Source organism: Mesorhizobium kowhaii (assembly GCF_042431665.1).
Taxonomy (GTDB): Bacteria; Pseudomonadota; Alphaproteobacteria; order Rhizobiales; family Rhizobiaceae; genus Mesorhizobium; species Mesorhizobium kowhaii.
Window position 1 is genome coordinate 1 of the sequence record NZ_JBHLYT010000216.1, and the last position, 929, is coordinate 929.

The 929-nt window shown below is 62.9% G+C and carries 1 pseudogene; it reads left to right on the top strand.

What is annotated here, in order from left to right:
- Nucleotides 1-929 (top strand): annotated as a pseudogene (locus ACFFNA_RS39530) (hypothetical protein); the annotation flags it as partial.

Here is a 929-nt window from a genome sequence, read left to right on the forward strand (position 1 = left end):
CAGCCAAAATCTCTCGTTGCTGGCCAATGGTTTCAGCAAGTGGCCGGAAGCACCGGACTGTCGCAAGGCCACAGCCGCGATCGCCGATGAGGTCCTTCGCCGCGGGGTTCAGCTCACCCGCTTTACTGCGCAGGAGCTATCGAATCTCGTGAACGGATTCAGCAAGCGGCCGAACGACGAGGGCTGCTGTCAAGCCGCGGCCGCGATCGCCAATGTAATTGTCGGCCGTTCCGGCGCCCCCCCCCGGCTCTCCACCTTTGTTCCGCAGGACCTGTCAAACCTAGTGAACGGTTTCAGCAAGTGGCCGGAAGCACCGGACTGTCGCAAGGCCACAGTCGCTATCGCCGAGGCGGTCCTTCGTCGCTCCGGAAGCGGCGCCTTGATCTCTGATTTTACTCCGCAGGACCTGGCGAACCTGGTGAACGGTTTCAGCAAGTGGCCGCAAGCGCCTGGCTGCCGCGAGGCCACAGTCGCGATCGCCAGCCAGGTCTCTCGCTTTGCCAAACGCGACGTCCGGCTCTTTGACTTTACCCAGCAGGGGCTGGCGAATCTGGTGAACGGTTTCAGCAAGTGGCCGGAAGCGCCGCACTGCCGCGAGGCCATAGTCGCGATCGCCAGCGAGGTCTCTCGCCTTGCCAAACGCGAAGCCCAGCTCTCTGACTTTAATGCGCAGGACGTGGCGAATCTGGTGAACGGTTTCAGCAAGTGGCCGGAAGCACCGGACTGCCGCGAGGCCACAGTCACGATCGCCGGCGAGGTCTCTCGCCTTGCCAAACGTGAAGCCCAGCTCTCTGACTTTAATGCGCAGGACGTGGCAAACCTGGCGAACGGTTTCAGCAAGTGGTCGGAAGCGCCGGACTGCCGCGAGGCAACAGTCGCGATCGCCGGCGAGGTCTCTCGCCTTGCCAAACGCGAAGCCCAGCTCTCTG